General features: G+C 63.8%; 26 protein-coding genes. 12 read left to right on the top strand and 14 right to left on the bottom strand.

Features of this window, described 5'->3' with window-relative positions:
* Positions 1 to 52 precede the first annotated feature (52 nt).
* On the top strand, positions 53 to 1,099 hold the full coding sequence (locus AC5ZFO_RS12315) for a sensor histidine kinase (RefSeq protein ID WP_282520247.1): 1,047 nt from the start codon (positions 53 to 55) through the stop codon (positions 1,097 to 1,099).
* Here the strand turns inward: AC5ZFO_RS12315 and AC5ZFO_RS12320 are convergent.
* Positions 1,096 to 1,728: a J domain-containing protein gene (locus AC5ZFO_RS12320; RefSeq protein WP_014490400.1), complete on the bottom strand. Its 633-nt coding sequence runs from the start codon at positions 1,726 to 1,728 to the stop codon at positions 1,096 to 1,098. The two genes, AC5ZFO_RS12315 and AC5ZFO_RS12320, sit on opposite strands and share 4 nt — an antisense overlap.
* Positions 1,729 to 1,886: 158 nt before the next feature.
* Between AC5ZFO_RS12320 and AC5ZFO_RS12325 the strand changes: the two genes are divergently transcribed.
* Positions 1,887 to 2,156 (top strand): BolA family protein, encoded by a 270-nt coding sequence (locus tag AC5ZFO_RS12325; protein ID WP_404979752.1) that lies wholly within the window; start codon positions 1,887 to 1,889, stop codon positions 2,154 to 2,156.
* Between the two features lie 118 nt (positions 2,157 to 2,274).
* Here the strand turns inward: AC5ZFO_RS12325 and AC5ZFO_RS12330 are convergent, their stop codons facing one another.
* The 3 genes from AC5ZFO_RS12330 to AC5ZFO_RS12340 all read right to left on the bottom strand — a co-directional run bounded on the left by AC5ZFO_RS12330 (position 2,275) and on the right by AC5ZFO_RS12340 (position 5,438).
* Entirely contained in the window at positions 2,275 to 3,579 is a 1,305-nt protein-coding gene (locus AC5ZFO_RS12330; RefSeq protein WP_063980627.1) for an HlyC/CorC family transporter, read from the bottom strand.
* 87 nt (positions 3,580 to 3,666) lie between these two features.
* A complete protein-coding gene (gene aroB, locus AC5ZFO_RS12335; protein ID WP_282520246.1) occupies positions 3,667 to 4,815 on the bottom strand; it encodes a 3-dehydroquinate synthase in 1,149 nt (382 codons plus the stop codon).
* Positions 4,812 to 5,438, bottom strand: coding sequence for a shikimate kinase (locus AC5ZFO_RS12340; protein ID WP_496122115.1), 627 nt, complete (start codon positions 5,436 to 5,438; stop codon positions 4,812 to 4,814). Before AC5ZFO_RS12340 ends, aroB begins: the two co-directional genes overlap by 4 nt.
* A 170-nt stretch (positions 5,439 to 5,608) precedes the next feature.
* On the opposite strand from AC5ZFO_RS12340, the gene AC5ZFO_RS12345 reads away from it, so the two are divergent.
* From AC5ZFO_RS12345 to AC5ZFO_RS12360, 4 genes are all read left to right on the top strand, one after another.
* The gene (locus tag AC5ZFO_RS12345; protein ID WP_035730492.1) at positions 5,609 to 5,755 is read left to right on the top strand and encodes a hypothetical protein; all 147 of its coding nucleotides are present in this window, start codon (positions 5,609 to 5,611) and stop codon (positions 5,753 to 5,755) included.
* 17 nt (positions 5,756 to 5,772) lie between these two features.
* Positions 5,773 to 6,729, top strand: coding sequence for a site-specific tyrosine recombinase XerD (gene xerD, locus AC5ZFO_RS12350; RefSeq protein ID WP_282520244.1), 957 nt, complete (start codon positions 5,773 to 5,775; stop codon positions 6,727 to 6,729).
* 272 nt (positions 6,730 to 7,001) lie between these two features.
* Complete coding sequence (locus AC5ZFO_RS12355; RefSeq protein ID WP_282520243.1) at positions 7,002 to 7,964, top strand: acetyl-CoA carboxylase carboxyltransferase subunit alpha; 963 nt, start codon at positions 7,002 to 7,004, stop codon at positions 7,962 to 7,964.
* A 428-nt stretch (positions 7,965 to 8,392) separates the two neighbouring features.
* Positions 8,393 to 9,934: a L,D-transpeptidase family protein gene (locus AC5ZFO_RS12360; protein ID WP_282520242.1), complete on the top strand. Its 1,542-nt coding sequence runs from the start codon at positions 8,393 to 8,395 to the stop codon at positions 9,932 to 9,934.
* A gap of 198 nt (positions 9,935 to 10,132) precedes the next feature.
* Here AC5ZFO_RS12360 and AC5ZFO_RS12365 read toward each other — a convergent pair whose 3' ends face one another.
* The 7 genes from AC5ZFO_RS12365 to AC5ZFO_RS12395 all read right to left on the bottom strand — a co-directional run bounded on the left by AC5ZFO_RS12365 (position 10,133) and on the right by AC5ZFO_RS12395 (position 17,710).
* Positions 10,133 to 10,828 carry a branched-chain amino acid ABC transporter ATP-binding protein gene (locus AC5ZFO_RS12365; RefSeq protein WP_282520241.1) on the bottom strand — a complete coding sequence of 232 codons (696 nt, stop codon included), beginning with the start codon at positions 10,826 to 10,828 and terminating at the stop codon, positions 10,133 to 10,135.
* Positions 10,821 to 11,555 carry an ABC transporter ATP-binding protein gene (locus AC5ZFO_RS12370; RefSeq protein ID WP_282520240.1) on the bottom strand — a complete coding sequence of 245 codons (735 nt, stop codon included), beginning with the start codon at positions 11,553 to 11,555 and terminating at the stop codon, positions 10,821 to 10,823. The genes AC5ZFO_RS12365 and AC5ZFO_RS12370 overlap by 8 nt, the downstream gene beginning before the upstream one ends.
* Entirely contained in the window at positions 11,542 to 12,675 is a 1,134-nt protein-coding gene (locus tag AC5ZFO_RS12375) for a branched-chain amino acid ABC transporter permease (protein WP_282520239.1), read from the bottom strand. Before AC5ZFO_RS12375 ends, AC5ZFO_RS12370 begins: the two co-directional genes overlap by 14 nt.
* 6 nt (positions 12,676 to 12,681) lie before the next feature.
* Positions 12,682 to 13,899, bottom strand: a complete 1,218-nt coding sequence (locus tag AC5ZFO_RS12380) for a substrate-binding protein (protein WP_282520238.1) — start codon at positions 13,897 to 13,899, stop codon at positions 12,682 to 12,684.
* 2 nt (positions 13,900 to 13,901) lie between these two features.
* A complete protein-coding gene (locus tag AC5ZFO_RS12385; protein ID WP_282520237.1) occupies positions 13,902 to 14,759 on the bottom strand; it encodes a branched-chain amino acid ABC transporter permease in 858 nt (285 codons plus the stop codon).
* Between the two features lie 99 nt (positions 14,760 to 14,858).
* Positions 14,859 to 16,373 (bottom strand): amidase, encoded by a 1,515-nt coding sequence (locus AC5ZFO_RS12390; protein WP_282520236.1) that lies wholly within the window; start codon positions 16,371 to 16,373, stop codon positions 14,859 to 14,861.
* Between the two features lie 152 nt (positions 16,374 to 16,525).
* A complete protein-coding gene (locus AC5ZFO_RS12395) occupies positions 16,526 to 17,710 on the bottom strand; it encodes a substrate-binding domain-containing protein (protein ID WP_282520235.1) in 1,185 nt (394 codons plus the stop codon).
* A 179-nt stretch (positions 17,711 to 17,889) separates the two neighbouring features.
* Here AC5ZFO_RS12395 and AC5ZFO_RS12400 point away from each other — a divergent pair, with 179 nt between their 5' ends.
* Entirely contained in the window at positions 17,890 to 18,324 is a 435-nt protein-coding gene (locus tag AC5ZFO_RS12400; protein WP_014490415.1) for a MarR family winged helix-turn-helix transcriptional regulator, read from the top strand.
* 129 nt (positions 18,325 to 18,453) lie between these two features.
* Here the strand turns inward: AC5ZFO_RS12400 and AC5ZFO_RS12405 are convergent, their stop codons facing one another.
* A complete protein-coding gene (locus AC5ZFO_RS12405) occupies positions 18,454 to 19,431 on the bottom strand; it encodes a hypothetical protein (protein WP_282520234.1) in 978 nt (325 codons plus the stop codon).
* A gap of 1 nt (position 19,432) precedes the next feature.
* Here AC5ZFO_RS12405 and AC5ZFO_RS12410 point away from each other — a divergent pair, with 1 nt between their 5' ends.
* From AC5ZFO_RS12410 to AC5ZFO_RS12430, 5 genes are all read left to right on the top strand, one after another.
* The gene (locus AC5ZFO_RS12410) at positions 19,433 to 20,404 is read left to right on the top strand and encodes a hypothetical protein (protein WP_282520233.1); all 972 of its coding nucleotides are present in this window, start codon (positions 19,433 to 19,435) and stop codon (positions 20,402 to 20,404) included.
* Between the two features lie 22 nt (positions 20,405 to 20,426).
* Positions 20,427 to 20,879 (top strand): hypothetical protein, encoded by a 453-nt coding sequence (locus AC5ZFO_RS12415; protein WP_282520232.1) that lies wholly within the window; start codon positions 20,427 to 20,429, stop codon positions 20,877 to 20,879.
* Between the two features lie 146 nt (positions 20,880 to 21,025).
* A complete protein-coding gene (locus AC5ZFO_RS12420; RefSeq protein ID WP_282520231.1) occupies positions 21,026 to 21,499 on the top strand; it encodes a hypothetical protein in 474 nt (157 codons plus the stop codon).
* A 47-nt stretch (positions 21,500 to 21,546) separates the two neighbouring features.
* A complete protein-coding gene (locus AC5ZFO_RS12425) occupies positions 21,547 to 22,644 on the top strand; it encodes a tetratricopeptide repeat protein (RefSeq protein ID WP_282520230.1) in 1,098 nt (365 codons plus the stop codon).
* Positions 22,645 to 22,657: 13 nt separating this feature from the next.
* Entirely contained in the window at positions 22,658 to 23,314 is a 657-nt protein-coding gene (locus AC5ZFO_RS12430; protein ID WP_282520229.1) for a hypothetical protein, read from the top strand.
* Here the strand turns inward: AC5ZFO_RS12430 and AC5ZFO_RS12435 are convergent.
* Both AC5ZFO_RS12435 and secA read right to left on the bottom strand, forming a co-directional pair.
* On the bottom strand, positions 23,297 to 23,809 hold the full coding sequence (locus AC5ZFO_RS12435) for a hypothetical protein (protein WP_282520228.1): 513 nt from the start codon (positions 23,807 to 23,809) through the stop codon (positions 23,297 to 23,299). The two genes, AC5ZFO_RS12430 and AC5ZFO_RS12435, sit on opposite strands and share 18 nt — an antisense overlap.
* A gap of 69 nt (positions 23,810 to 23,878) precedes the next feature.
* Positions 23,879 to 26,719 carry a preprotein translocase subunit SecA gene (secA, locus tag AC5ZFO_RS12440; protein WP_282520227.1) on the bottom strand — a complete coding sequence of 947 codons (2,841 nt, stop codon included), beginning with the start codon at positions 26,717 to 26,719 and terminating at the stop codon, positions 23,879 to 23,881.
* Positions 26,720 to 26,787: the final 68 nt, after the last annotated feature.

The following is a 26,787-nucleotide window of genomic DNA, read 5'->3' on the forward strand; positions in this document are numbered from 1 at the left end:
CATCTCAGGGTCTGGGGACTTAACCGTGTGCCCCCTCGGATCAGGATTTCCAATGCTGGACTTGTTTGGACAATCGGACGAGGCGAGGATTGGCGAGATCGCCGCCGGCTATGCCGCCAGCCGGACCCAGACCAGCACGGATTCTGAAAGACGATTCCGCGACTTGCTGCAGGCTCTGCCGGCCGCGATCTACACAACCGACGCGGAAGGCTGCATCACCTTCTTCAATCGCGCCTGCATCGATTTTGCCGGACGCACGCCGAAGATCGGCGAGATGTGGTGCGTGACCTGGAAGCTCTATCTGCCCGACGGCACGGCGCTTCCCCACGCTGAATGCCCGATGGCCATCGCGCTCAAGCAGAACCGGCCAGTGCGCGACGTCGAGGCCGTGGCCGAGCGGCCGGACGGCTCCCGGATCTGCTTCATGCCCTATCCGACGCCGCTGCGCGACGAACGCGGCCGGTTGGTCGGCGCGGTGAACATGCTGGTCGACATCACGGCTCGCAAGCAGGCCGAGCAGAGGATGATGCTCCTCACCTCCGAGGTCGATCATCGTTCCAACAACCTGCTCGCAGTGGCTCAGGCGATGCTGCGGCTGACGAAGGCGGATACCGCAGAAGAGTTCCAGACCGCGTTTGCAGGCCGGCTCAGCGCGCTTGCCAACGTGCAGAGGCTGTTCTCGGCTTCGCGTTGGACCGGCGCAAATCTGAAGACCATCGTCGAGGAGGAACTCCGGCCGTACGCATGCCGGGACGGCGAGCGGATCAAAATCGCGGGAGACGACGTCCGCCTGCCGCCCACGCTGGCCCAGTCGATCGCAGTCGCGCTGCATGAGCTCGCCACCAACGCCGCCAAATATGGCGCGCTGTCGAGGCCTTCGGGCAGGTTGGAGATCAGCTGGGAGACCAATGGTGCAGAACCTCTCGTGCTGCACTGGTCGGAGAGCGGCGGTCCTCGGGTCAACGAGGCGCCGACGCGCAAGGGCTTTGGAATCGGCGCGGTCGACGGCATCATCCGGACCTTGCGCGGAACCATTACCCGGCAATGGAGGCCGGAAGGACTGGTTTGCGAACTGTCCTTCCCGGAAGGCGTAGCCTAGGCCTCGCGGACCACCGTCTTCAAATAATTATACGCCTTGATGATCTCGATCAGGCGGTCTTCGGTCGACCGGTCGCCGCCGTTGGCGTCGGGGTGGTGCTGCTTGACCAGCGCCTTGTACTTGCTCTTGACGTCGGCGAGCGTGGAATCGGGGCCGAGGCCCATGACCTGGAGCGCCTTGCGCTCGGCGTTCATCACCTTGCGCGTCTCGGCCTTGGGCTCGGCCTGCGGACCCTTCCGCCAGCCCGCGCGGCCGTTGATCTCACTGAACATGCTGAACGGATCGGACGCCATGTCGATCTCGGCTTCCGCGCCCTTCTTGCCGCCATTGGCGCCCATCTTCCAGGTCGGGCGGTGGCCGGTCAGCGCATCCTTCTGGTAGCGCGCGACGGCATCGGCATTCATGCCGGAGAAGAAATTGTAGTTCTGGTTGTACTCGCGCACGTGGTTCAAGCAGAAGTGCCAGTACTCGCGCTGGTTCTCGCGGCCCTTCGGCGCACGGTGCGCGCCCTTGTTCTGACACCCGGCCCATTCGCAGTTGACCACGGCGTCGCGCGGCTTCACTTCCGGCTGCTTGCCTTTCGGCTTGACCCGGATGGAGTCGAAGAACTTTGATGAATCGATCGGCATGACTGACTTTGACTACGCAATGCAAAAACCTTCAAGTCTTGACATTGCAATTAGCTGGGAACCCGCAGCCGAAGTTTCACTCCGGCGTCTTCGAGGTACGGCCGCCGCAGGCGGCCTATGCAATTGACGGAGTGCGGCCGCACGCTTTAATGGCACTCATGGTTATGAAAGACACTATCAGCAACAAGTTGCAGGAAGCTTTCACGCCGGAAAGCCTGCAGGTTGTCGACGAGTCACATTTGCATGAGGGCCACGCCGGCCATCGACCGAGCGGCGAGACGCACTTTCGCGTCTATATCGTGTCTCAGGCCTTCAAAGGGAAGAGCCGGGTCGATCGCCACCGCATGATAAATTCGGCGCTGGCCGCGGAACTCTCAGGCAGCGTGCACGCGCTCGCGATCCACGCGCAGGCGCCGGAGGAAGGATAACGGCTGTCATGCCCCGCGAAGGCGGGCATCCAGTAATCCGAGACGGCGCAGCTGGAATCGAACTGCCGCGGCGTACTGGATCGCCCGCCTTCGCGGGCGATGACACCTGTTGTGACGGCTAGAACGACGTCCCCGCCCTTCTCGGCTTGGCTTCCTCCATCTCCGCGTCACGCGGCACCGGTGAAATACGGAGCGCGGTGATGCGGTTGCGTTCGCGGCGGAGGACGCGGAAACGGAAACCGTGGAACGTGAAACTCTGGCCGCGGTCGGGGATCGAGCGCGCCTCGTGAATGACGAGGCCGGCGACCGTCGTTGCCTCTTCATCGGGCAGGTGCCAGTCCATGGCGCGATTGAGATCGCGGATCGGCACCGAGCCGTCGACCACGACCGAGCCGTCCGGCTGGGCGCGCACGCCGGCGACCACGACGTCGTGCTCGTCGGAGATGTCGCCGACGATCTCTTCCAAAATGTCTTCCAGCGTCACGAGACCTTCAACCTCGCCGTATTCGTCGACGACGAGGGCGAAATGGGTCTTTCGGCGCCGGAACGCCTTGAGCTGCTCGGAGACCGGGCGCATTTCCGGCACGAACCAAGGCGGCAATGCGATGGTGGAGACGTCGATGCGCGAGGTGTCACCGTCGGATGCACGGATTGCGCGCAACAAATCCTTGGCGTGAAGCACGCCGATGATGTTTTCCGGCTTCTCGCGCCACAGCGGAATGCGGGTGTACTCGGTCGCCAGCACCTCGCGCACCAGTTCCTCCGGCGGCAGGTCGGCATTGATCATCATCATCTCGGTGCGGTGGATCATGACGTCGGAAACCTGGAGTTCGCGCAGATCGAGCAGGCCGCCGAGCATGTCGCGGTCCTGCTTCTCGACCTTGCCCTCGTGGTGCAGCAGGTCGACGGCGCCGCGCAGGCGCTCGGTCGGCGACAGGATCGCCTGATGCTCGCCGGCCAAACCAAACAAGCGCATCAACAGGCGGACGATGACCTCGACGATCCGCAGCAGCGGTCCCAGCACGTACATCGTCAGCCGCATCGGGCGGGCGACCGCAAGCGCCATGCGGTCGGGCGCGTTGATGGCGATGGTCTTCGGCAGCACCTCCGCGAAGATCACGACCAGTGCCGTCATCACGCCGGTGGCATAGAGCACGCCGACATCGCCGAACCAGGCCGTGAAGATGCTGGTGGCGAGCGCGGACGCGCTGATATTGGCGATGTTGTTGCCGAGCAGCAGCGCGCCGATCAGGCGCTCGCGCATGTCGAGCAGCTGCGAGACGACATCGGCGTCGTGGTTACCCTGCTTGGAGAGCCGCAGCATGCTGGCGCGCGAGGCGCCGGTCAGCGCGGTCTCGCTCGCGGCGAAGAAGCCCGAGACGAGCAGGCAGAGAATGACGATGGTGAATCCGAGCCAGTCCATGCACCACTCTGGTTTTTTGCTTTGACGCGTTTTCGCGAACCGGTACCCACTTCGCTCGAAAACGCCTTAGCGCCGTTCAGCCGCGCATCAAGCCTTCTGCGCGAGCTTCTCTTTGAGGAAATCGCGCACAGGCGCCGGCTCGACGTCCTTCGCGATCACGGCGCGCCCGACCGCCTCCAGCAGGATGAAGGTGAGCTTGCCGCGCTTGACCTTCTTGTCCTGCGCCATCAGCGCCATCAGCGCGTCGGCGTCGGCAAGTCCTTCCTGCGCGAAACCGGCGATGTCCTGCAGTCGCGTCGGCAGGCCGGCCTCGATGAGGTGACGCTCGACGCGCGCGGCATCGGCCTCGCCGAGCACGCCAAGCTTCGCCGAGAACTGCGCCGCCAGCGTCATGCCGATCGAAACACCCTCGCCATGGAAGAGGCGATCGGAGAAACCGGTCGCGGCTTCCAGAGCGTGACCAAAGGTATGGCCGAGATTGAGCAGCGCGCGCTCGCCGGTCTCGCGCTCATCGCGCGAGACGACGCCGGCCTTGGCGCGGCACGAGGTCGCGATCGCGTGCTCGCGCGCCGAGCCGCCCTTGAAGATATCGGAATGGTTCTTCTCCAGCCAGGTGAAGAAGGCTTCGTCGCCGAGCACACCGTATTTGGCGACCTCGGCATAGCCGGCGCGAAACTGCCGCGGCGACAGCGTGTCGAGCACGGCGGTGTCGGCAATGACCAGCAGCGGTTGGTGGAAGGCGCCGAGCAGATTTTTGCCCTGCGGCGAGTTGATGCCGGTCTTGCCGCCGACGGAGGAATCGACCTGCGCCAGCAGCGAGGTCGGCACCTGCACGAAATCGACGCCGCGGCGCAGAATCGCGGCCGCAAAGCCGGCGAGATCGCCGACCACGCCGCCGCCGAGCGCGATGACGAGATCGTTGCGCTCGATCTTCGCGGCGATCAGGGCCTCGCTGACCTTTTCGAGGCCGGCATAGGTTTTGGAGATCTCGCCTTCCTCGACCACGATGCGCGAGGTCGGAATGCCGGCAGACGCGAGCGACGCTTCGGTCGGCTCGAGCCAGTGTTTTGCGACGGTGCGATCGGTGACGATCGCCGTACGCACGCCGGGCCGCAAGCGCGCGACCCGCTCGCCGAGCGAGGCCAGCACGCCGCGGCCGATGACGATGTCATAGGCGCGATCGCCGAGCGCGACGTCGACGTTGACTGGATCGGAATGTTTCAACGGCGCAGTCATCGTACGGCACTCGCAACGTCGGCAGGTGATTGGGCGGCTTGTTCGCCGCGGAGATGGGCGCGCAGCGTCTCGATGCATTCCTCGACGATCTTGTCGTGCGGCACGTCGCGCGAGGCGATGGTGAGATCGGCATGGCCGTAGATCGGCTCGCGCTCGGTGAGCAGGCGCGTCACGGTTCCTTCGGGATCGGCGGTCTGGAGCAGCGGGCGATCGGCGCGGCGGCGCACCCGGCGCATGATGACGTCAGGGTCGGCCTTGAGCCAGATCGAGACCGCCTTGGCCGCAATGCGGTTGCGCGTCTCCTCGCGCATGAAGGCACCGCCGCCGGTCGCCAGCACGATCGGCTCGCCGTCGAGCAGGCGCGCGATCACCCGCGCCTCGCCATCCCGGAAATACGGCTCGCCATGGCGCTCGAAAATCTCCGGTATGGTCATGCCGGCATGAGCGATCTCGATCTCGGTGTCGGCGTCAACGAAGGGCAGCTTGAGCCGGGCCGCCATGCGGCGGCCGATGGTGGATTTGCCCACCCCCATCATGCCGACGAGCACGATCGAGCGCGTCCCGAGCGCCGACAGGATGTCGGCCTCAGGGGCAGCTTGTATCGGCAACGCGGCGTCGGGCATAAATCTCGCTCTGGGTCTCGCTCGATCTGCCGCCGGAGGCGGCATGCTTTGGCCACCTATACGACCCCCTCGGGGCCCTCGCCAGAGGACTCTTGCCACGAAACGGCGAACATGTTGGATGATTTCATTGGTTAATTTGGACGCCTGAGACCCTCCCGAGACCTTGCCCGATGCCCAGCCTGTTCCGCTTCCTGACGGTCGTCGCCGTGCTCGCCGGCATCGTCTATGGCGTGGTCTTCGCGCTGGCGAACTTCGTGAGCCCGAAGTCGCGGGAAATGACGGTGACGATCCCGCCGGATAAATTTCTCAAGAAATAGGAGCTAGCCTCCAGGGCATGCGCGTGCAGCCCTCAGACAGCAAGCTCACCGGCCTGTTCCTCGACATGCTCGCGGCGGAACAGGGCGCCGGCCCCAATACGCTCGATGCCTACCGCCGCGACCTCACCGATTTCTCGGAATTTTTGGGCCGCGGCGGGCACAGCTTTGCCGACGCCGAGACGCAGATCCTGCGCGATTACCTCGCCGATCTCGACAGCCGCGGCTTCAAATCCACCAGCGTCGCGCGGCGGCTGTCGGCGATGCGGCATCTCTACCGCTTTCTCCTGAACGAGCGCATCCGCACCGAGGATCCCGCGGCAATCCTGTCCGGCCCCAAGCGCGGCCGAGGCCTGCCGAAGGTGCTGTCGATCGCGGATGTCGACCGCATGCTCCGCCGCGCCAAGGAATTGAGCGAGGCGGCGGATGCCTCGCCCTCGAAGCAGCTGCGCGCGTTACGGCTCTATTGCCTGCTCGAGGTGCTCTACGCCACGGGCCTGCGCGTCTCCGAGCTGGTGGCGCTGCCGCGCTCCGCGGCCAAACGCGACGCCCGCATGATCGTGGTGCGCGGCAAGGGCAACAAGGAACGCCTGGTGCCGCTCAACGAGGCCTCACGGCAGGCGATGGCGGATTATCTCGCGGCGACGGAAGCGGCAAAGGCCGACAAGAAGAACAGCGTGGCCGCCTCGAAATGGCTGTTCCCATCGTTCGGCGAGAGCGGGCATCTGACGCGGCAGCATTTCGCCCGCGACCTGAAGGAGCTCGCGGTCGCCTCGGGGCTGCAGGCCCGGCTGGTCTCCCCGCACGTGCTGCGCCACGCCTTTGCCAGCCACCTCCTGCACAACGGCGCGGATCTGCGCATCGTGCAGACCCTGCTCGGCCACACCGACATCTCCACGACCCAGATCTACACCCATGTGGTCGAGGAGCGCCTGAAGAGCCTAGTGCGCGACCTGCACCCGCTGGCGGAGAAGTAGTTCTCTTGTAGCCCGGATGGAGCGCAGCGTAATCCGGGGCTCTGGCGTCACGGAAAGACTTTCCCGGATTGCGCTTCGCTCCATCCGGGCTACCGGCAACCCATGAAACCGCCTTGACTTCGGCCACATCTCCGCAGAAAGAGCCGTGGCCTCACGCATGATTTGGCGGGCTGCTTCCAAGCCCACAAGCCAACTCATTGAAGAAGCTACATTTCTTTCCACCGATCCAAACCTGCTTCGACGCCCCGCCCCGTCCCCGCTATATTGAGTTGATGCCAGATCACATGCGCAGCTATCTCGACTTCGAAAAGCCGGTCGCCGAGCTCGACTCCAAGGTCGACGAGCTGCGGACGCTTGCGGCCTCGGGCACTGACATCTCCGAGGAGATCGGGAAGATCGAGGACAAGGCGGCGCAGGCGCTGGCCGACCTCTATCTGAACCTGACGCCGTGGCAGAAGACGCTGGTCGCGCGACACCCGCAGCGGCCGCATTTCAACGACTTCATCAAGGGCCTGATCACCGAATTCACCCCGCTCGCGGGCGACCGCAAGTTCGGCGAGGACGAGGCGCTGGTTGCCGGCTTCGGCCGCTTCCGCGGTGAGGCCATCTGCGTGATGGGCCAGGAAAAGGGCGATTCCACCGAGAGTCGCATCCGGCACAATTTCGGCATGGCGCGGCCCGAGGGCTATCGCAAATGCGTGCGGCTGATGGAGATGGCCGAGCGGTTCGGCCTGCCCGTGCTGTCGCTCGCCGATTCCGCCGGCGCCTATCCCGGCATCGGCGCCGAAGAGCGCGGCCAGGCCGAGGCGATCGCGCGCTCGACCGACGCCTGCATGGCGCTGACCGTGCCCAACGTCGCCATCATCACCGGCGAAGGCATGTCGGGCGGCGCCATCGCCATCACCACCGCCAACAAGGTCTTGATGCTGGAGCACGCGATCTACAGCGTGATCTCGCCCGAGGCCGCCTCCTCGATCCTTTGGCGCGACGGCTCCAAGGCGCAGGAAGCCGCCAACAACATGAAGATCACCGCGCAGGACATGCTGCGCTTCGGGGTGATCGACAGCATCCTGAAGGAGCCGGTCGGCGGCGCCCACCGCGACCCCGCCGCCATGATCGCCACCACGGGCGATGCCATCGCCAAGGCGTTTGACGAGATGCGTGGCCTGGACGGCGACACCATCCGCAAGCAGCGGCGGCAGAAATTCCTCGATATCGGCCGGAAACTGGGCTGATTCGGCCGTTTTCGGTGCCGTAGGGTGGGCAAAGGCGCGAAGCGCCGTGCCCACCAGCCGGTCGGACGGCAGAGAATGGTGGGCACGCTTCGCTTTGCCCACCCTACGAGACCTCCAGTAACTCCCCGTTAACCCTTTTTTTGCCCAAATCAGCGATCTCTGTCCTGATTGGGCCGAAAGGCCCAAGTACGGCCCAAAGTCGCGTCCATTTAGTCTTCGTTGACCATGCCACTGGGCCAACGGGCTCGTGATCCCAGCTCGGGTTGCGACCACATGACCCAGAGGTTAGAATTTTAATCAATGGCTTCAGGGCACAAGCGCTGGAGCGTGGTTCGAAAAAGCCCGTCACGACGGGTCCGGATCTCCGGTCGGATCATGCTTCGAGATTGGGGTTCGCGCTGCTTGCCCGGCACGGTGTGGGGTCCATCTTGATTTCTCGTTCGCTTGCTCGCGCGCTTTTGGCTTCGGTCGCGCTGCTGACGGCCAGTGTTCTGCTGGCCGGCTGCGATACCGACCAGGTTTCGCTCGCGACCAACGCCAAGGCCAACCAGCCGGTGCCGCCAAAGCTTCTCGCCGCGATGGTCGAGAAGAACATGGACCTGCAATCGCCGATCCTGGTCCGTCTGTTCAAGCAGGAGGCCGAGCTCGAGGTCTGGAAGCAGGCCCGCAACGGCCAGTTCGCGCTGCTCAAGACCTATCCGATCTGCCGCTGGTCGGGCGATCTCGGTCCGAAGGTGCGCGAAGGCGACCGCCAGGCGCCGGAAGGATTCTACTCGATCAATCCGGGCCAGATGAATCCGCAGTCGGCCTATTACCTGTCGTTCAACACGGGTTACCCGAACGCCTTCGACAAGGCTTTGGGCCGCAGCGGCTCGCAGTTGATGGTGCACGGCGATTGTTCGTCGCGCGGCTGCTACGCGATGACGGACGAGCAGATCGCGGAGATCTATTCGCTTGGCCGCGAGTCGTTCTTCGGTGGCCAGAAGGCGTTCCAGCTCCAGGCCTATCCGTTCAAGATGACGCCGGTGAACATGGCCAAGCACCGGAACAACCCGAACATGCCGTTCTGGAAGATGATCAAGGAAGGCTATGATCATTTCGAGGTGACGCGGCAGGAGCCGAAGGTCGATTTCTGCGAGAAGAAGTACGTCTTCGACGCAGCCAAGACGCCCGACGCCAAGCGCGATCCGGTGTTCGACGCCTCCGCGAAGTGCCCGGCCTACGTCATCCCCGAGGACATCGCCAGCGCGGTGCGCGAGAAGGATGCGCGCGACCAGGTCGAGTACAACAAGCTCGTCGCCAAGGGCACGCCGATGGCGCGCATGAACACCGGCATCGATGGCGGCATGAACAAGATTTTTGCCTCGAAGATTCCGGAGGGATCGACCGGCCTGTCGGAGAATGCCGAAGGCTCGACCCTGGAGATGCTGGCGATGGCGAAGGCGCCGGGCACGATCCCCGGACACGTCAATCCGCCCAAGCCCAATCTCGATGCGGTCGCCGCCGCTCCCGCGAACCAGGAGCCGGTCGTCGCCGTCAGCGCGCCCGCCGCCAATACCCGCGTCGCCGCAGCCGCTCCGGCTGAAAAATCTGGCGGCTTCTTCTCCAACCTCGGTCGCAAGATGGGCATGGGCACCGCCGACACGACGGCAACCACGCCTCCGCCGCAGGCGACCGCCTCCGTGGCTCCGGCCGCTGCGCCCACAACGCCGCCCACCGCGACGTCGAGGCTGAAGGCCGCAGTGACGAGGTTCGTGCCCGGCCGCGACACGTCCAAGGACACACCGAAGCCAGCCGTCGCCGCCGCCAAGCCCGCCGAACCGGTGAAGCCGGATACGCGGCTTGCGGCGACGCGTCCGGCGCTGAAGCCGTCGGTGAGCGATGGTGCGGGTGAAGCGACGCAGATCATGGGCGCCGCGCCGGTGGTGTCGTCGAACTCGTTCGACAGCCGCTTTGGGGCGGTGAAGTAAGGCGGCGCTCAGGTCTTCCCCGACCGACAACCTCTCACCGTCACCCTGAGGCGCTCGCGCAGCGAGCCTCAAAGGGCGACGGCCCAGCTGCGGCAGCGGGGCCGCTCATCCTTCGAGGCTCGCTACGCTCGCACCTCAGGATGACGGAACCGGCAAAGCGCCGCGGTGAGATATAGCTGCAGAGCGAGTGGCGAGTCCCTACGGTGCCAGATACCGCATCAGCTCCGGATTGCCCCTCACCTCGCCCGCCTGCCCTTGCAGCGCGACTCTGCCGCGGTCCAACACATAGGCGTAATCGGCGACGCGCAGCGCGAGGTCGAGGTGCTGCTCGACGATGATGACGGCGATGCTCTTCGCGAGCTCGATCAGGCGCTCGGTGATCTCCTCGATCACGCCGATCCAGACGCCTTCGGTCGGCTCGTCCAGTAACAACAGCTTTGGATCGCCCAGCATGGCGCGGCCGATGGCGAGCATCTTGCGCTCGCCGCCGGAGAGGGTGCCGGCGGGCTGGTCGAGGCGCTGGCCGAGTTTCGGGAAGATGGTCAGCACATGGTCGACCGCGTCGGCCTTCTTGCTGGCGAGCGAGCCGACCGCGAGATTGTCGCGCACCGACAGGCGCGCGAACACCGAGTGCTCCTGCGGGACGTAGCCGATGCCGGCGCGCACGCGCTCCTGGGTCGCGCGACGGCTGATGTCGCGTCCATCGAAGGCGACCTCGCCCTTCCATGCCGGCAGCTCGCCGACGATGGTCTTCATCAGCGTGGTCTTGCCGGCGCCATTGCGGCCGAGCACGGCAACGCCGCCGCGCCAGGGAATGCCGAGGGTGACGTCGAACAGGACCTGGCTGCGGCCATAGCCCGCGTCGAGATGCTTGATGTCCAAAAATTCAGGCACGGCGCAGATAGATCTCCTGAACGGATTTGTTGGCCTGGATCTCCGACACGGTGCCCGATGCCAGCACCTTGCCCTGGTCGAGCACAGTCAACCGATCACAGATGTCGCGGATGAAATCGAGGTCGTGCTCGACGATAACGAGCGAGCAATGTTTCTTGATCGGCTGCAGCAATTCACCGGTGACGCGGCGCTCCTCCAGGCTCATGCCGCCGGTCGGCTCGTCCAGCAGCAGCAGTTTTGGCTTACCGGCGAGCGCCATCGCAATCTCCAGCCATTGCTGCTGGCCGTGCGACAATGCGGCCGCCGCGTCGAAGGCGCGATCGGCCAGCCGAAACTGTGTCAGCATGGTCATGACCTGGTCGTGCAGCGCGCCCCGCGTGCGCGAGAACACGAGATCGAACAGCGAGGACTGCGCCTGCAGCGCGAGCAGGATGTTGTCGTAGAGCGTCAGCGTCGGCAGCACGCTGGTGATCTGGAATTTCAGGCTCATGCCGGCCCGGGCCCGTTCGGTCGGCGTGAACGCGGTGATGTCGGTGTTGACGAAGGAGACTTTGCCTTGGGTCGGCACCTCGGCTCCCGCAATGCACTTCATCAGCGTGCTCTTGCCGGAGCCGTTCGGTCCGATCAGGCCGTGAAACTCGTTCTCGCCGACGGTGAGCGCGGCGCCGTCGAGCGCGGTGAGCTTGCCAAAAATCTTCTTGATATCGGCGGCTTCAAGGAGCGGCATTGCGCTTCTCCTTCTCAGTCTGCTTCTCGGTCTTCCTCTCGGTCTCCTTGGGCCTGGCACCAAAGCTGCCGACCCGTTCGCGCTCGCCGAGCACAAAACTGATCAGGCCAAGCGGCCGGAACAGGATCACGAGCAGCAGCAGCAGACCGAGGATGATCGGCCAGATCTCGCGATAATTGTCGGAGAGCCAGAAGCTGACGCCCTCGACGATCACGGTGCCGATGACGGCGCCGATCAACGTTCCGGAGCCGCCGAACAGCACATAGAGCACCACCTGCGTCGAGACGACGACGCCGACCATGTTGGGCCAGACGAAACCTTCATGGAAAGCATAAAGGCTGCCGGCAAGACCTGCGATGGCGCCGCCGATCGCGAAGATGATCGCCTTGAGATGCTGCGCCTTGTAGCCGAAGAAGGCGATGCGCTGCTCGTTCTCACGCAGGCCTGCGAGCGCCAGCCCGAATTGCGAGCGCACCAGGAATCTGCAGAGCAGATAAACGACGACGAGGATGCCGAGCACGAGATAGTAGAAAGCCGGGCCTTCAGTAAATTCGTAGCCGCCGAGCGACATCGGCGCGATCGAGGGGATGCCGTTCTGGCCTCCGAGATAGTACCAGCCGCGCGCAAGGCGATCGGCGGCGTAGGAGCCGGTCAGCGTGCCCAGCGACACGAAGATGACGCTGGAGGGATGCCGTCCGAGCAGCAGGAAGCCGCCGAGCAGCAGCGCGAAGGTGAGGCCGATGATCGTGCCGGCAGGGAGGACCAGGAGGATGTTGGTGATATCGAGGTCGCGCGCGAGCAGCGCGACGCCATAGCCGGCCGAGCCGAAGAACAGGGCCTGGCCGAAGCTCATGATGCCGGCATAGCCCCAGACCAGATCGAACGACAACGCGAACAGCGCGAGGATGATCACGCGGGTCGCGAACACCGTGAGGTAGTCCTGCAGCACCAACGGCGCGAGCAGCGCCGCGACGAGCACGACGCCCTCCACGATCGGCAGGACCTTTCGCCCTGCCTTGACCTGTTCCTTGGCCTGTCCCGCTGCCACGCGTTCAGCCATCGCATCGTCCGCTTCGTCGCCGGCGATGGCTTCTCTTACCACACTCATCGACTTCGGCATTCCGCCTCAGCATTCCTTGGGATCGACGAGCCCGTCGCTGCGTCCGACGATCTCGTAGTTCCCGCCCTTGGCGACCGCAGTGTACATCTTCATCTTGCAGTGCCGCTTGCCCGGCACCATCTCGGCCGGTCCGCCCGGGCCTTCGGCGATCTTGGCGTGATCAAGCGCGGCGGCAACCGAGTCGCGATCGACCTTGCCGGCTTCCTTCACGGCCGCTTCCCACAACTTGAGGCCGCGATAGGTGCCGGTCGCGGCACTGCCGGCCGCGAACAGGAAGTTGCCGGGAAAGTCCTTCTCGTAGGCTGCCTGGATCTTGGCGTCGAACGGGTTCTCCTTGGTCAGCACCTTGAAATAGTCGAGACAGCTTGCGAGCCCCTCGATCTCGGCGGCCTGGTTGATGTTGAGCGTGTTCTCGTCATAGTAGACGCAGGCCAGGCGCCCGCCGTTCTTGAGGAAGCCAGCTTCATAGAGCTGTTTGAAGAACGGGCCGACGCCCGGCGGAATGACCGTGTTGAAGACGACGTCGACCTTGTTGGAGACGATCCGGTTGACGGTCGCGGAGAAATCGACCTGGTCGAGCGGGTAATATTCCTCGAAGACGACCTCGCCGCCGTTCTGCTCGATCACCTTGCGGGCGTAGACGTTGAGCGTATGCGGCCAGACATAGTTGGCGCTCGGCAGCGCGAACTTCTTGCCGCCGTTCTTGATCAGCCAGGGGATGAACTCGTCACATTGCTGCGCCGGCGTCGGCCCGGTGCAGAACAGATAGGGCGTGCACTCCTTGCCTTCGTAGAGCTGCGGATAGATGTAGAGCGTCTTGCCGCGCGCCACGATCGGGTCCTTGATCGCGTTGCGCATCGATGAGGTGATGCCGCCCAGCACCATGTCGACCTTGTCGCGCTGGATCAGTTTTCGGACGTTGCCGACCGCGACGGATTCGTTCGAGGCGGTGTCCTCGATATAGAGCTCGAGCGGACGGCCGAGCAGACCACCGGCCGTATTGATCTCCTTGATCACCATCTTGGCGACATTGGCGTCGGCATTGCCGGCATAGGCGATCGGGCCGGTGAGATCGGTTGCGATGCCGACCTTGATCGGGCCTTCCGCCGCATTGGCCCACGGCGCCGGAACCACCCAGCTGCCGACGCCGGTCGCGACCGCGCCGGTGGTAAAGGCAAGATTGGAGAGGAAGCGGCGGCGCGAAAGCTCAGTACGATCGAACATGACTAAACCCCTTTTCCAGCGATGAGGCCCTGCGGCCGAAATTTGATGAAGACAATGGCGAGCACGAAGACGAGGACGTCGGCGACGACGGGCGCCATCACCCATGGCAGCGCGGCACTGAGGGTGCCGATGACGCCGGCGCCCGCCACCGGTCCGATGAAGGAGCCGACGCCGCCGACCATCACCGCGACAAAGCCCTGGATCAGGAAGCGCAGGCCGAGATCGGCGTACAGGCTGAACACCGGGACGATCAGCGCGCCGGCAAGGCCGGCGAGCGCGGAGCCGAACGCAAACGTGGCGCCGTACATCAAGGGCGTGGAAATGCCTGAGGCCCGCGCCAGCGAGGGATTTTCCAGGGTGGCGCGCATGCGCAGGCCAAAGCTCGTGCGCGACAGCAGGAGGTAGCAGCCCGCCATCACCAGGAGCGTGATGACGATGATGGTGAAGCGCCAGGCCGAGATGTGCGTGGCGCCGATATCGATCGAGCCGCCGATCGGCTCGGGCACGGTGAGATAGAAGCCGCCGATCAGGCCGCGCACCGATTCGCGGATGATCAGGCCGAGCGCATAGGTGCCGAGCATCGCCACGATCGGCGCGGCGTAGAAGCGGCGGATGATCAGCGCCTCCAGCACGAAGCCGAGCGCACCGACCACGAAGGGCGCCGCGACCATGCCGGCCCAGATCGGCAGGCCCTTGGCGTAGGCGAGATAGGTGATGTAGGCCCCGAGCAGGACGAACTCGCCCTGCGCGAAGTTGAAGATGCCCATCATGCTGGCGATGATTCCGAGCCCCAGCACGATCAGGACAATGATCGCGCCGAAGCTCAGGATCTCGAACGCCGCGACGAACGCGTTAGCCATGCGATAGATTCTTGTTTTGACGCGTTTTCTCGACGCGAACCGGTATCCACTTCGCTCGAAAACGCTCTGGTCTTCCGTCCGTCTGCATGAATTCCCCGCTCACATCTTCTTCCAGTCGCCGATCTGCTCGAAGGCATGGGCGGCGCGGTAGATGGTGGATTCCTCGAACATGCGGCCGACCAGCATCAGGCCGACGGGTAGGCCGTCGACCATGCCGCAGGGCAGCGACATCGCGGGATGATGGGTGATGTCGAACGGCGCGGTGTTGGAGATCATCTCCAGCGCGCGGGCGACATAGTCCTCGCGGCTGGCGGTGGGCTCCGGCAGCTTCGTCGCCTTCATCGGCGTGGTCGGCAGCAGCAGCAGGTCGTATGCGCCGAACGCCTTGTCATAGGCCGCGGTCAGGCGGCGCGAGATGTTGAGGGCCTTGCCGTAATAGCGGGGACCGAAGCTATTGTTGATGTAAGTCCCGAGCATCAGGAACAGTTTTGTCGTCTCCGACAGCGAATCCGCCTGCCGGCGCCAGCCGCGATGGAAGTCCATCAGCGAGGTCGAATAGAGGTCGCCGCGGCTGAGCCCGTAGCCGTCGCCATACATCATGGTCTGGGTCATGCCCTCGGTACCGATCGGGGTCCAGATCGCCGGGCCCGCGAGATGCATCGGGATCGAGACGGTCTCGACGGTGGCGCCGAGATCCTTGAAACGTTTTGCCGCCTCGCGGACGCTTTCGTTCACCGCGGCCTCCGCGTTCGCCTGCTCAAAACCTTCCTTGAGGATGCCGATCTTCATGCCCTTGACGCCCTGGCCGAGCGCCTTGGTGTAGTCCTCGACCTTCGGTGCCTTGATGCGGGGATCGTAGCCGTCGTCGCCGGCGAGCACTTCGAGCAGCAGCGCATTGTCGGCGACGGTCGCCGTCATCGGACCGGTGTGATCGACGAAGATCTCGATCGGCATGATGCCGGTGTAGGGGACGAGGCCCCAGGTCGGCTTCATGCCGTAGGTGCCGCAGAACGAGGACGGCATGCGGATCGAGCCGCCCTGGTCGCCGCCGATCGCCATGTCGACCTCGCCGAGCGCGACCACGACGCCACTGCCCGAGGACGAGCCACCGGCCGAATAGCCCATCTTGTGCGGATTATGCACGGCACCGACCGCGCCGGTGTGGCTGCCGCCGGACATGCAGAAGGATTCGCAATGCACTTTTCCGGCGATCTCGGCGCCGGCATCGAGCATGCGCGTGACGATGGTGGCGTCGAAATCGGGGACATAGCCTTCGAGCGTCGCGGAACCATTCATCATGGGCACGCCGGCGAGCATGATGTTGTCCTTCAGCGCGACGGTCTTGCCCTTCAGCTTGCCGCTCGCCGCACCCTTCACGGTCGACTTGCGGTACCAGGCGTTGCGCGGGTTCTCCTCGGGCGAGGGCCGATAGCCCGGCGTGCGGGGATATTTGACCTCCGGCACTTCATCCGGCATCGCGCCGACGAGATTATAGGCTTCGATCGACCCCTGCATCAGGCCGCGGAACGAGGCGACGTCAGCATCAGTCAGCGAAAGGCCGCACTGCTTGGCGACGTCGAGAAGTTGGGCAGGCGTGGGAAGGACAACTGTCACGGCGCTCTCCTGAAGTTTCTTGGTACGGTCCCTGCGCGCGGCCGCGATTGGCGCGACGCGCCCAGCGGCCTTGGCTGAAACATTCAAAGCGGAAATATTTTCCTTTTCAAGTATTATTTTGAAATGCGGCTGTCCGGATCGCCGCAGCAGGCTCAGACCGGCTTGATCAGCTTGAAGTCGAGGCCGTCGGCCTCGGCGAGATACATCTGCATGCGGGCGTGGCCGTTGCGAACGACAACCGGTCCGCGCGCGCCGCCGTAAACGATGTTGCGGCCCGCCGCGAGCATGGGCGCCATCGACAGCGAACCTGCCTTTTTCGCCACGGCTTCGAGGAAACGCAGGCCTTCATAGCTGGACTGGCCAAGCGAGCCGATCGGCGGGGCGTTCGGCCCGAACATCGCGCGATAGCGGATCTGGAAGTCGTCATTGGCCCGCGAGCCGATACCCGAGAAATAGCCGGAGGCGCAGAACATGTTCTCGCTGTTGTCGGCGCCGATGCCGAGCAGCACCGTCTCGTCCATGGCCCCCGCCAGCCGCAGCGTCGTGGCGCCGAGGCCGCATTCGCCGAAGGCACGATTGAAGGTGACGCTGTCGGTGCCGATCAGCGAGATCAGCACGACATCGGGCCGCGCGGCACGGATGCGCGCCAGGTGCGGCTCGTGATTGTCCTCGCCGAGGGGGACGAACTCCTCGCCGACGACGTGGCCTCCGGTTTCCCTGATGTAGTTCTTCACGGCGCGGTGCGACTGCCAGGGCCAGACGTAATCGCTGCCGATCAGATACCAGCGCGACGCCTTCTTGACGTCGGCAAGCCAGTGGATCGACGGCCGGCTCTGCCAGCGCGGCGTCTCGCCGATCGCCATCACGCCGGGCGTGCGCTCGCCGCCTTCGTAGACCGGCGTATAGATGTAGGGGATGCGATGACGCGTGGTGACGTCGCGCAAGCCGACGCGGACCGCGCTGGTGTGCAGCCCGACGATGAGATCGACTTCGTCGAACGCGATCGCCTGCTCGGCGCGGTTCAGCACCTCGTCGAGCGGGCCGCCGGCGTCGTAGATCGACAGCTCGATCTCGCGGCCGAGGATGCCGCCGCGCTTGTTGATCTCGGCAACGGCGAGCTGCGCGCTGTTGGTCGCGCAGGGGCCCCACACCCCCGGCGATCCCGTGCAGCAGATGAAGCCGCCGATGCGCAGCTTGTTCGCGCCACGCCGCCTGCGGAAGGCATGATCGCCCGGCGACAGCGAGCTATCGGCTCCCGACGACGACAGATTCCTCAGCAGCAAGGACGGCGGCATCGCCGGACTGCCGTGAGCCGGGAAGTTTACCGTCGCGCGCACGCCAACTCCTGTCTGGCACCAGACCTGAAAGCACAATGAGCAGGCGGCCGCGGCATCCGCCCTTTTGTTAGGCAAACATCCTATTTTGAAAATATTGAATATTCAACAATTGAAGTGCATATAGATGCAGCATTGATTGCAAGACATTCACTCATTTGGGTCAAGACGAAGTCTTAGCCGTGGCAAAACCGAACTCCCCGATCACCGAACACCTCGCCTACCTGCTGGCGCAAGCCAACCGGGAGATCAACCGGCAGCTGGAACTGCGCCTCAGCAAGGAAGGCGTTCCCGTCGAGCAGTGGCGCATCCTTAAGGTGTTGTCGGACGGCGATGGCCACTCGATGGGCGAACTCGCAGACGCGGTGCTGCTCAATCATCCGACGCTGACCAAGATGATCGACCGCATGGTCTCCGACACGCTGGTCTATCGCGTGCAGGACCCGAACGACCGCCGCAAGGTTTTGATGTTCATCTCCGACCGCGGCAAGGTGCTGTGCAAGAAGCTCAACTCGCTCGCAGTGGACCAGGAGGAGCACATCCTGGAGAGCTACGGCGACAAGTCGACGAGCGAATTGAAGCGGCTGCTGGAGAGTTTGATCGACAGCTCGAATTGAGTGGAATTTCACGCAAGGGAAGCGCTGAGGCGGCTGGTCCGGTCACGGACCCCGCCTTGAGGCACCATTCCATTTCCTGACTGAGGCCGCCCCGCCGAGGTAAAGCCGCCTCATGCGCTGCATCCTGGTTCAATCGCATGTGTCCTGACCGCAAGCCGCCTTGGCACTGTCGTAGAGGCGGCAGACAGGCGATTTGAACGAAGATTCCCAACCCTTGAGCTCCGCGGGCGAAGGTCGTTGCGCATAGTCATATCCTTCGGGAACGACGGTGCGGAGAGACTTCGAAAGCGAAGTGACGTTACAATCCGATTCGGAGCGACGTTCGATTTCGACCACTCCCGAGTGCTTCTGGATATAATAGAGCGGGCCACCATCCCTGGATTTGTACCCTCCCTCGACGCCCTTGTAAGTGTGGCTCCAGTTGATCGCGAAGGACGCCGCCGACGTTCGACAATCCGCTTCGATCAAGGCCACTGTATCAGCGCCGTCAGTCTTCGCTCGGATGACACGCTTTTCGTTGGCTGCGCAGCTCACTTTGTTCTCGAGCAAGCTGAAGCGATAACCATCGCCCAGTATCCCGAGGTAGAAAGTCTCGGTTGCGCATGGCGATTTGAAGTCCACCTTGCCGTTCTTGGTAAAAGTCGTGCAGCCGGTAACCGTGATTTTGGCCCACTTGCTGACTGGCGGGGCTTGGGCAGATAGCGTGGACGCAAGCAGCAAATACAGTACGCCAGCGACCGTCGCCCGGCGCCAAAGACGCCGCAGCGCAGCAATGTTGAAAACGGGATCGCGCACGGGCGCATGCTTCATACCGATCTTTCCTTTTCCAAAGCGATCAAGCATCATCAGTATCGTTAGCGGCGCATAACCCGTTGGGTTAAGCGCCGCCGAATCTATTGCAATATCGCTGGCATTTTGGCTGGGGTCACGCAGAACTGTCCAGGACCTCTTCGTGAGGGCGTCAGCGACCGGCGACCTGGATGGGTGGCACGTGAAAGGGACGTTCGAATTGAAACGATGGGTTCTGATCGCCGTCCTGGCGGTCGCCGCCGGCGCAGCACGTTCGGAGACGCTCCAGCAGAAGTTCGGACCCAACTGGTCCTGCAAGATGATCTCTGCGGAGCTCGATTCCCTGTATCGAAACTGCCTCGATTGCGAAAGGCAGCACCTGGATTTCGTCCAGACGTCCAAGAACAACGGCGTGTGCGCCACGCCGAATTCGCTGCGTGACAAAGTCGACGAGCTTCAGGGCAAGAAACCCGCGGTTCCGCCCGATATCGCCAGAGACCAGGAGCGCCAGAAGCAGATTCAGGATCAGGTCAATGCCAAGGAATCCGCGATCCTGGAAAAGATGCGCAGCGACCGCCTCAGGCAGGCACCCGAATCGGGCGTGAGCGGATCGAGCCGGGCACCGGGCGACAAGAGCGCCGACGAACTCGCCAGGCTGAACGCGGAGATGCAGGCCATCGAAGCGAGGCAGAAGGACGACGACAGGCGCCGGACCGAGCGGGAAGCCGCAAAGCTCGAGATGGAAATGCGGCAGATGGAATCAGATGCGAAGCGGCCCTCCCCGCGCCCGGCAGAAGCTGCGTCGAGCGATTTCGGTCCGAACGTCGTCGTCTTCGCTCTGAGAAGCAGCTACAAGTTCCGGATCCAGGCAAGCTTCTACTCGCAGGGCCGCAATCATGAATGGCCGGGCGGAGGCGAAGCCTACGCTTTGAACGATTCGCAGCTGCACAAGTATCGTTTGAGCTGTCAGCCCGGCGAGAAAATCTGCTTTGGGGCTTGGGCGACGGGTAGCGCCAGCCCCTACTGGGGCGTTGGTCCGGACGACAAGCATGGTTGCGAGGACTGCTGCGCCACCTGCGGTAGCACCACGGTCCACGGCCACAACCTGGTCTACACCGGCGGCGGCGAGAGCTCCTCGAGCGGCATCAGCGCCGCCGATCTGCTGGGCGCGGCGATCGGGATTGCAGGGATCGCGGCCGGGAGCAGCGGCTCGGCAAATCGGGCCACGCCCCGCTATTCACCAGGACCACCTCCACGAAATCGCGAGAGCGGCGTATCGGGCGGACGCTGAAGCCTGCCGCGAAACTGCGAGATTGAAGGCGGACGACATGAGCTTTAACCGCGTCCGGCCCATCCTTTATCTAGCTGCTTTTGCCGCGTCTGCGCTCGGATCGATCGGCCAGGCTGCGGGCAGTCCCGTCGATCCACCGATCGGCGCCCGCATTGTCGAACTCATGCAGACATACGGGCCGCCTGATCATATCACGGGGGCAAGCGGCGGCGGCCAAATCTATCAGTGGCGGCTCAAGGCCACGACCGCTTCCGAACGGCCCGACGACGATGGCGCGCGCCTCGAAGATTTCTTCTGCGACGTGACCGCGACCGTCGGGCCGGGCGGAAGGGTGAAGGGCTTTCGGGCCGAGCCCGCGAATGTCGGCGCCGGCGTTCTGGCTTCCGCCGGCGCGTTCGGCCCCCTGTGCAGGCAATCATTCGGCCTGAAGCCGAGCCGAATAAGGCATGACAACCCAAGCGTGATGCGCCGCTAACCAAATGAGTCGCTCTCGTCGTCAGCCCCCCAATCAATTGGTCGCCGATGGACAAACCGAGCCTCGTCAGCAAAGCTCCGAAATTCATATCCCGCACAGGCCGATCCACGATGTCACAGGCTCGCCAGCCACTCTCAATTGCCCTGATGGCGTTGTTCTTCCTTTTGTTGCTTTCCGCCCTCGGCCGGGCCGACGGCTGGAAGCTTGAATTCGATTCACGCAAGCTTCCCTCGCTGAGTTATGCGGAAAACGGAGCGATGATGTTCCAGCTCGGGTGCGGCCGCGCGTTCGGGCTGCACGCCAAATATCCGGGCACGGCAAAGAAGGCCGGCAAAGCTTCCATCGCCATAGGCAGGGTTCGTGCTCGCGTGACGCTGCATGGTGAGTTTGAAGAGCCTGAAGGCGCGGACCAAACGAGTTTCGTGCAATGGGACCTCGGCTTTTCCCGGCAGGATCCGGAGCTGTTCGGCAAGCGATGGCAGAAGGCGCAGTCACGCCTGCTGGACGTGATCGAGCGCGCGGACCCGTTGATCATTTCGCAGGGACCGAACAGCTATCGACTGCCGCGCATCGACGCCGCGAACTGGCGATCCGCCATCGAGAAGTGCGGCGGCGCATAGAACCCGAGACTTCACCCTCCAAGGCCGTTGCTTTCATGACATCTCACATGGTCGACAAACATCTCGTCCACATTGCGGGACTCGAGAAGAAGTTCGGCGCGGCGAGCGAGGAGGTCGCAGTGGCGCTCGACACGCTCGCCGGCCTGATCTGCCAATATGAGGAATCGGAGGACGCGGTCCCCTATTTCGAGCGCTGCCTCGCGATTCGGGAGACGCTGCGCGGACCCGCGTCGATCCTGCCCTGGATTGACGGGTGGCTCGGCCAGCGCCACCCCATGAGCTTCAAGGCGCGCGAGCCGTTCCTGCTGAAGCGGCTCGACATCATGGCGAGCACGCAGGGGGAATTCGATCGGCGCATCAGCGACCAATGCGACTCGCTTGCTTCGATCTATCTCAATCTCAATCGGCTGGCGGATGCACGAAGGCTGCTCGAACGCAGCCTCGCGATCAAGGAACGTTTGAAAGGCGCCCACAGCGCAGACGTCGTGCCGACGCTCGGAACCCTGATCGATATCTGCCTTCGCGAACGCAAGCGGGAGCAGGCCGACCGCTATCTCGAGCAACATCTCGATGCGATGGACGCCGCCTTTGGCGAGACCACCAAGGAGGCGGCCGCGGCGATGGTCCCGCTCGCGGTGACGCTGATCTCATCGAGCCAATTCGAGCGGCCGCGCTACGAGCCGGAAGGCATCCGCAGGGCACGCGTGCTGTTCGAGGCGGCTCTCACGATCTACGAGGAGCAATCCGGTCCGGACAGCGTGGAGGTCCAACGAACGTTGGAGAGGATTTCGCGCGCATGCCTGGAAAGCGGCCAGTTTCACCACGCCGCCCCTCTCCTCAAGCGCCTGCTGTCGATCTGCGAGCGCATCTACGGTGACGATGCCGCGGCTCTGCTCTGGATTCTCAGCGAGCTCGCGCATGGCTATGCCGATGCCGGATCGATGGAGGCTGAGCCATTGCTGGAGCGCAGCCACGACGTGCTGCGCCGTTTCCTCGACGCCGGCAAACCGACCGTCCGGCAAGAGATCAGGGATTTGGCAGGGGACAAGCAGGTGCTCTACCGCGGTCGCGGCAATCTCGTCGAGCGACTCGTCCGTACATCGGAGATGGTTCGCGGCATCACGAGGAAACGATGGGGCGCATAGAGGAACATTCAGGATGACCAGCTACGACACCAAGAGGCTGCGCTGCTATTGCTGCGGCAAGACGTCCGAGCAGACCATCCTGATGAGCACGAACTCGTTCGGCTCACCCGACCTCGATCAACGATCGGCCGGAATGGAGCGCTCCACAATCGACACTTGGCTGCAGGAGTGCCCGTTTTGCGGCTACGTGGCCTTCGATCTCGAGAAGGGAGACGAACGCGCAATGACCTTCGTCGAGACCGCCGAATTCCGCGCCGCCTCGACCGATCCCTCGCCCGATCCGGTGGAGCGGCGTTTTCTGGCCCGCGCCGCCTTCGACGTGCACTGCGGCGACCGGCGGGCGGCGTTCCTGAGTACGCTCTCTGCGGCCTGGGTCGCCGACGACCGGAAGGCGCTATCGGAGGCGACCGCGTTGCGCCTCAAGGCCGCTGCACATCTAGCAGGACACAGGATCAGGTCGATGGACACACGGTTGCTGCTGCTCGACGTGCTGAGGCGAGCGTCGAGCTGGGAGGCCGCGGATGCGTTGACAACCGAGCTGATCGCGGAAGAGCTCGAGCATCCTTTCGCCGAGATCGTGTCGTTTCATCGCGAGCGGATCGAGGCAAAGGACAATGGCCGCTACACGATTGCAGAGGCTCTCGCGGGTAAATCAAAAGCAGCTGGATGAGTCGTCGCCACGGCAAGCTGCTTTGTACCGCGCCGCGGATTCCCAAGGCTTGCCCTCCATTCCCATCATTCCGAAATTGGCCACCTGGCTCCGGTTATCCGGCGGTTGTCCGCCAGCATTTGCTGGTAACGGGCAAAGTACTCCTTCGTGCCGTCGCAAATGTCCCTTTTCAAAATCCCGCAGTGCCTGGAGAGAATTTCGGAGCAGCGTTCGAGTTCGCTCCTCCAGACGGCGATCAATCTCGTCTTCAGCAACATCGTAGTTTGTCCGAAACTTCCAATCGGTGCCTTGGTGGCGAACGGAAAGGGTCAGCCTGTTACCCTTCATCGCCATTCGGGTGTATCGGCCAGCCGCGTTCGCACTCACGAGAGACAACTCGTCGGCCGAGCCGGCCGGGCAACCGATCGATATGGGGAAGAATCGTTCTGCATCGACCTCGGCAGATGCTGAGACCGCCATCGCCAACAAGACAGCGAGCGCTGTCAGCGACGTCAAGGGAGTTATCCACTTAAGGCCGTCGTGACGAATCTGCATCATCACGACAGCCACCGTTCGCCAGCGCCCTTACGCGTACCGCCCGTGACAGTGCTTGTACTTCTTGCCTGAGCCACACGGGCAATCCTCGTTGCGGCCGACCTTGCCCCAGCTTGCCGGGTTCTTCGGATCGCGAAGAGCTGCATCGGAAGCCTGCGCACCGAGCGTGACGCTGGCGAGCGCCATTTCGTCCTCGCCGGTGTTCGGGTCGAACTTGTGCGCTTCCATCTGCGGCAGGACAGGAGCTTCCTGCTCCGGCGGGACGATCTCGACGCGCATCAGCTGCGCCGTGACGGCCTCGCGCAGATGCGCGCTCATCTCCTGGAAGAGATTGAAGGCCTCGGTCTTGTACTCCTGCAACGGATCGCGCTGGCCGTAGCCACGCAGGCCGATGACCTGGCGCAGATGGTCGAGCATGATCAGATGCTCGCGCCAGAGATGGTCGAGCGTCTGGAGCAAAATGGTCTTCTCGACGTAACGCATCACGTCGGGACCCCATTGCCCGACCTTGGCCGCCATGTGCTCCTCGGCTTTGGTCTCGATGCGGGTGAGCAGCTCCTCGTCGGCGATGCCCTCTTCCTTGGCCCAGTCGTCGACCGGCAGGTCGAGATCGAGCACGCGCTTCAGCTCTTCCTTCAGGCCGGCCACGTCCCACTGCTCGGCATAGGCATGCTCGGGCACGTGCTTGGCGACGAGATCGTCGATGAAGGCGTGCCGCATGTCGGAGATCGTCTCGGCGACGCTCTCGTCCTTCATCAGGTCGACGCGCTGGTCGAAGATCACCTTGCGCTGGTCGTTCTGGACGTTGTCGAACTTGAGCAGGTTCTTGCGGATGTCGAAGTTGCGCGCCTCGACCTTCTGCTGCGCCTTCTCCAGCGCCTTGTTGATCCAGGGATGGATGATCGCCTCGCCTTCCTTGAGGCCGAGACGCTGCAGCATGCTGTCGAGGCGATCCGAGCCGAAGATGCGCATCAGATCGTCTTCCAGCGACAGGAAGAACTTCGAGCGGCCGGGGTCGCCCTGACGGCCGGAACGGCCGCGCAGCTGGTTGTCGATGCGGCGGGATTCGTGACGCTCGGATCCCATGATGTAGAGGCCGCCGGGCTTCTTCACGGTCTTGGCGGGCTTGCTACCCTTCGCCGGCTCGATCTCGACCTCTTCCTCGGCCTTCAGCACGATGTCGCGGAAGTGCTCGATGTCGGCCTTGATCTGCTCGATCTTCTTCGCCTTCTCGGCCTCGTCCTCGATGCCCGCAGTCTCCTGCTGGATCCGCATCTCGAGCGAGCCGCCGAGCTTGATGTCGGTACCGCGGCCGGCCATGTTGGTGGCGATCGTGATCGCGCCGGGCACGCCGGCTTCCGCGACGATATAGGCTTCCTGCTCGTGGAAGCGCGCGTTCAGCACCGCGAACAGCTTTGCCGGCTTGCCGGCGCGGGCCGCGGCGTACAGCTTCTGCATCGAGTTCTCGTTGCCGAAATCGATCTGCCGGTAGCCGTGCTTCTTGAGGTATTCGGCGATCACTTCCGATTTTTCGATCGAGGCGGTGCCGACCAGCACCGGCTGCAGCCGCGCATTGGCGCGCTCGATCTCGGCCAGGATCGCGGCGTATTTCTCGTTCTGGGTGCGATAGACCTCGTCGTCCTCGTCCAGACGGGCGACTGCGAGGTTGGTCGGGATTTCCACGACCTCGAGCTTGTAGATGTCGAACAATTCGTCGGCTTCGGTCAGCGCCGTGCCGGTCATGCCGGCGAGCTTTTCGTACATCCGGAAATAGTTCTGGAAGGTGATCGAGGCCAGCGTCTGGTTTTCCGGCTGGACCTGGACATGCTCCTTGGCTTCAAGCGCCTGGTGCAGGCCTTCCGAATAGCGCCGGCCGGCCATCATGCGTCCGGTGAACTCGTCGATGATGACGACCTCGTCGTCGCGGACGATGTAGTCCTTGTCGCGCGTGAACAGGGTGTGGGCGCGCAGCGCCTGGTTGATGTGGTGCACGACGGAAACGTTCTCGACGTCGTAGAGCGACTCGCCCTTGAGCTGGCCGGCGTCGCGCAGCAACGTCTCGATCTTCTCCATGCCGCCTTCGGTCAGCGTCACCGTACGCTGCTTCTCGTCGACCTCGTAATCGGTCTTGTCGAGCTTGGGCAGGAAGCCGTCGATGGTATTGTAGAAGTCCGAACGGTCGTCGAGCGGGCCGGAGATGATCAGCGGCGTGCGCGCTTCGTCGATCAGGATGGAGTCGACCTCGTCGACGATGGCGTAGAAGTGCGGCCGCTGGACCATGTCCTCGAGCCGGTACTTCATGTTGTCGCGCAGATAGTCGAAGCCGTATTCGTTGTTGGTGCCGTAGGTGATGTCACAGGCATAGGCCGTCTTGCGCTCGGCATCGTCCAGGCCGTGCACGATCACGCCGGTGGTCATGCCGAGGAAGCCGTAGATCTGACCCATCCAGCCGGAGTCGCGGCGGGCGAGGTAGTCGTTGACGGTGACGACGTGGACGCCTTTGCCCGCGAGCGCGTTGAGGTACACCGCGAGCGTTGCGACCAGCGTCTTGCCTTCGCCGGTCTTCATCTCGGCGATGTCGCCCTCGTGCAGCACGATGCCGCCGATCAGCTGCACGTCGAAATGCCGCTGGCCGAGCGTGCGCTTGGCGGCTTCGCGCACGGTGGCGAAGGCCGGCACCAGCAGATCGTCGAGCGTCTTGCCCTCGGCGAGCTGCTTCTTGAATTCGGCGGTACGGGCCTTCAGCGCCTCGTCGGAGAGTTTCGAAACCTCCGGCTCCAGCGCGTTGATCGCGTTGACGCGGGACTGGTATCCCTTCACCCGCCGGTCGTTGGCGGAGCCGAAAAACTTGCGGGCGAGCGCGCCGATCATGCCTAGTTCCTGTGTTCGCGATTCAACCGCGTTGCAGCCAAGAAGTTGTCACCCCCCTGCCTATCAAC

The organism is Bradyrhizobium sp. Unk1 (genome assembly GCF_059512345.1).